Below are 4649 nucleotides of genomic sequence, written 5' to 3'. Positions count from 1 at the left end.
GCGGCGGTGGGCGGGTGCACCACGCACCCGCCCCCCACAGAGAAGAAAGGCACCACACGCTGTGATCGTGCGATCCCTCCAGGAAATCGAGGACACCGACCGCGACATCAGGTCCGCGTCCGGGACGTGGCGCAGCAAGCGGCTCATCCTGGCCAAGGAGCGGGTCGGCTTCTCCTTCCACGAGACCGTCCTCTACGCGGGTACGGAGACGTCCATGTGGTACGCGAACCACGTGGAAGCCGTACTGTGCGTAGAGGGTGAGGCTGAGCTCACCAACGACGAGACCGGTGAGAAGCACTGGATCTCGCCCGGCACGATGTACCTGCTGGACGGGCACGAGAAGCACACACTGCGCCCGAAGACCGACTTCCGGGTCGTGTGCGTGTTCAACCCGCCGGTCACCGGCCGGGAGGACCACGACGAGAACGGCGTCTACCCGCTGCTCACCGAGGACGACGACAGCTGAACCCGGCCGTTGTCGTCCGGTCTCACGAAGGAACAGGCCGTACGAGAGGAGAGGAAGGCAAGCCCATGACCACCGCACCGATGCGAACCGCCGACCTGTACCCGACACGCGGAGCCACCGAGGTGGCCGTCCCGCGGCAGGATCCGGTGGTCTGGTCCGAGCCCGGAGCCGCAGGCCCGATCGAGGCCACCGACCTGGCCGGCTTCGAACGCGACGGTTTCCTCGCGATGGATCAGCTCATCACGCCCGAAGAGGTGCTGATCTACCGGGGCGAGCTGGACCGGCTCACGACCGATCCGGCGATCCGCGACGACGAGCGCTCGATCGTGGAGCCGAAGTCGCAGGAGATCCGGACCGTCTTCGAGGTCCACAAGATCAGTGAGGTCTTCGCCAACCTGGTCCGTGACCCGCGCGTGGTGGACCGCGCCCGGCAGATCCTCGGCTCGGACGTCTACGTCCACCAGTCCAGGATCAACGTCAAGCCCGGTTTCGGCGCCACCGGCTTCTACTGGCACTCGGACTTCGAGACGTGGCACGCGGAGGACGGCCTGCCGAACATGCGGACCGTCTCGGTGTCGATCGCGCTCACCGAGAACTACGCCACCAACGGCGGCCTGATGATCATGCCGGGGTCGCATCGCACCTTCCTCGGCTGTGCGGGGGCAACGCCGAAGGACAACTACAAGAAGTCGCTGCAGATGCAGGACGCGGGCATCCCGTCCGACGAGGCTTTGACCGGCTTCGCCGCGGACCACGGCATCAAGCTGTTCACCGGCCCCGCCGGCTCGGCGACCTGGTTCGACTGCAACTGCATGCACGGCTCGGGTGACAACATCACGCCGTACCCGAGGAGCAATGTCTTCATCGTGTTCAACAGCGTGGAGAACACCGCCGTGGAGCCTTTCGCGGCACCCGTCCGGCGGCCCGACTTCCTGGGCGCGCGGGACTTCACCCCGGTGAGGTGACCGACCGGGTGCGGGGGAGACCGCACGTCAGGCGGTCGCCCCCGCGCCGGTCAGTGCGACACCTCGGCGCACCTTGAGCAAGCGCCCCGCCCCGGGGCCGCGGAACACCGCCGCGGCCCCGGGGCCTCGTCGTTCCCCTCCCCCGTGCTCCCGTTCCGCCGCGCACCCACCCGGCCGGACGCGTCCCGCGCACCCGCCTGCCGCCCGGCTCCTTCACCCGTTCGGCCCAATCGGCAGTGATCAGTGGGCGGGAGCGAGTCCGCTGAGCACGTCGAGCAGCCGGTCCACGTCGGCGGTGGTGTTGTAGAGGTGGAAGGCGGCCCGCAGGTTGCCGGCGCGCACGGCGACCTGCACCCCGGCCTTCGCCAGCGGTTCCGCCGCGTCACCGAGACCGGGGACGGCGACCACCGCGGAGTCGCCCGGCACCGGACGCAGCCCCAGCTCGGTCGCCCCGGCCCGGAACCGGGCGGCCAGCGCCCGGTCGTGCGCCCCGACGGCCTCCTGGCCGAGTTCCTCGATCAGGGACAGCGAGGCCGCGGCGCCCAGGTAGGACAGGAACGCGGGTGCCTCGTCGAAACGCCGGGCGGAGCTCGCCAGCTCCGTCACCGGTCCGTAGCAGCTGTCCCAGGGACGCTCCCCCGCCACCCAGCCGGCGTGCAGCGGCAGCAGCGCGCCGGCGTCCTCCGGAACCGTGAGGAAGGACGTGCCGCGCGGGCACAGCAGCCACTTGTAGCCCCCGCACACCGTGTAGTCGAAGGCGTCGTGGTCCAGGGGGAGCCAGCCGGTGGACTGCGTGGTGTCGACCATGGTCCGGGCGCCGTGGGCGCGGGCGGCCGCGGTGATCGCCGCCAGGTCCGCCACCCGGCCGTCCGCGGACTGCACCGCGCTGACGGCGACCAGCGCGGTGCCGGGACGCACCTCGTCGGCGAGCCGCTCCAGCGGGGCGCTGCGCACCGCGAGATCGCCGCGCATGGTGAACGGGTTGACCACGGAACTGAAGTCGCCCTCCGCGACCAGGACCTCCGCGCCGCGCGGCAGGGAGGCCGCGACCAGGGCGACGTGCACGGCGACGGTCGAGCCGGTGGCGACCCGCCGGGCGGGCAGGCCGACGAGGCGGGCGAAGCACGCCCGGGCCTGCTCGACCCGCTCGAACCAGTCGATCTGGTCCATGCTGCCGTCGGCGGTCTCCTCGACCACCGCGCGCAGCACCGCTGCGGTGCGGGCCGGGAGCAGGCCGTGGGAAGCGGTGTTCAGGTAGGTGTTCTGCGGGGCGAACTCAGCCTCTGCCAGTGACTTTTGCATGCCCCCACTCTCCGGCCCGAGCCACGATGTGTCCATGGCGCCAGATCTTCGGGCAGGCCGAAGGTCGCCTTATAGCGCCAGGTCAGCGGCGCGCACGTGCCCGCGCACGCGCCTGGATCGGTCATGGGCGGTACGGGGATCGGCTGCCGGCCGATTCGGTTCGGGGCGCTGTGGGGCGGGGCTCAGTCGCCGATGCGTCCGCCGTCGGTCCGGCGGATCACCACCGTCGCCGAGCGCGGCCGGCCCGCCGGATCGAAGTCCGGCCAGTTGCTGACCGCCCGCGGGTTCTGCCAGGTCGCCTCGCCCCAGGCCGCGGTCGTCTCCCCGGGGTGCTGCACGTTGACGAACATGGTGCGCCGGTCGGGGGTGGTGACCACACCGGTGATCTCGCAGCCGCGCGGACCGACGAGGAAACGCCGGATCTCCCCCGTCCTGGGGTCGGCGGCCAGCATCGCGTTGTTGCCGATGCGGTCGTAGCCCTTCTCCGGCAGGTTCTGCGCCGAGTTGGATACGTCCGTCTGGATCCACAGCCGCCCCTCCCCGTCGAACCACAGTCCGTCGGGTGAGCCGAACAGGTTGTCGCCGAGCTGCACCCGCTCGTCGTAGGCCGGGTCCCCGGCCAGCACGAAGACGTTCCAGCGGAAGGACGTCGCGGTGTTGTCGCCGTGCTTCTCCCGCCACCGGATGATGTGGCCGTAGGGGTTGGGCGTGCGCGGGTTCGCCGCGCCCGGGTGGCCGCTGCCGTTGGTCAGCGTGCAGTAGACGTCCCCGTTGCGCGGGTTGACCGCCGTCCACTCAGGGCGGTCCATGCGGGTGGCGCCGACGGCGTCGGCCGCCTCCCGGGTGCGGAGCAGCACGTCGGCCTGGTCCTGCCAGCCGTTGCCCGCGGTGAGCGGTCCCCGCCCGAACTCCAGGGGCAGCCAGGTGCCCGAACCGTCGTCGTCGAAGCGCGCCACGTAGAGCGTTCCGTGGTCGAGCGGGCTGCGGCCCAGGGCGCGGTGCCTCCGCCAGGGGCCGGAGCCGACGAACTTGTAGACGTACTCGCCGTCCTGGTCGTCCCCCATGTAGGCGACGACCCGGCCGCGGGAGACGGTGGTCGTGCAGCCCTCGTGCTTGACGCGTCCCAGCGCGGTGCGTTTGACGGGTGTGGCGCGCGGGTTCCTCGGGTCGATCTCGACGATCCAGCCGAAGCGGTGGGCCTCGTTCGGATCGGCGGCGATGTCGAAGCGGGCGTCGGCCTGGTGCCAGCGGTAGCCGAAGCCGTCCTTGGTGACGCCGTAGCGCGCCTGCTGCGGAGTGGGCCGCCAGGCCTCGTCGTCGGTGCCGAAGTAGGCGTTCCAGTTCTCCTCGCAGGTCAGGTAGGTGCCCCAGGGGGTGACACCGTGCGAGCAGTTGTTGATCGTGCCGCGGGCCGGACCGGCCGCGCGCAGTGCCGGGTGGCCGGCGACCGGGCCGGAGAAGGCCACCGGGGTGTCGCCGGTGATCCGGCGGGCCCGCGGGGAGCGCACCACCTGCCAGCGTTCTCCCCTTCTGGCGATCTCCACCACGCTGACCCCGTGCGCCGCCAGGCCCTTGTTGACCTTCTCCGCGGTCATCGGGAGGTCACCGTCCGGGTACAGCGGCGCCGGCTGGACGTACTCGTGGTTGAGCACGAGCAGGCCGCGGTCGCTGCTCCGGCCGAGCGGGAAGAAGTGCATGCCGTCGTGGTGCATGCCGACCTGCCGGGCCTGCTCGGCGGCGCTGTTGGAGGCGTCCTTCTTCCAGGCCGGGCCGTCCGGCTGGACGGGGGTTCCCCAGGGGATCAGGACCTGGACCTGGTAGCCGTCGGGCACCGTCAGCCGGTCGGCGTCGCTCGGCGGGACCTGGGTGAAGCCGAGCAGCCCCCGACCGCGCGGGCGCTCCGCCCGGCCGCTGCG

Annotated in this window: 4 protein-coding genes; 2 read left to right on the top strand and 2 right to left on the bottom strand. The window is 71.6% G+C overall.

Translation table 11 applies throughout. From position 1 onward, the window contains the following. Positions 1–61 precede the first annotated feature (61 nt). Entirely contained in the window at positions 62–466 is a 405-nt protein-coding gene (locus tag ACYVE9_RS08560) for an ectoine synthase (RefSeq protein ID WP_461027140.1), read from the top strand. 65 nt (positions 467–531) lie between these two features. Next, positions 532–1431: an ectoine hydroxylase gene (gene thpD, locus ACYVE9_RS08555; RefSeq protein WP_461027139.1), complete on the top strand. Its 900-nt coding sequence runs from the start codon at positions 532–534 to the stop codon at positions 1429–1431. A 240-nt stretch (positions 1432–1671) separates the two neighbouring features. Here thpD and ACYVE9_RS08550 read toward each other — a convergent pair whose 3' ends face one another. After that, positions 1672–2769: an aminotransferase class V-fold PLP-dependent enzyme gene (locus tag ACYVE9_RS08550; protein WP_461027138.1), complete on the bottom strand. Its 1098-nt coding sequence runs from the start codon at positions 2767–2769 to the stop codon at positions 1672–1674. A 146-nt stretch (positions 2770–2915) separates the two neighbouring features. Beyond that, positions 2916–4649: PhoX family protein (locus tag ACYVE9_RS08545; RefSeq protein WP_461027137.1), on the bottom strand; the 1734-nt coding region annotated here is incomplete at its 5' end.

It is taken from the genome of Streptomyces sparsus (assembly GCF_054776295.1).
The sequence above is the reverse complement of the archived record's forward strand: the minus strand, read 5'-3'. Positions and strand labels throughout refer to the sequence as shown.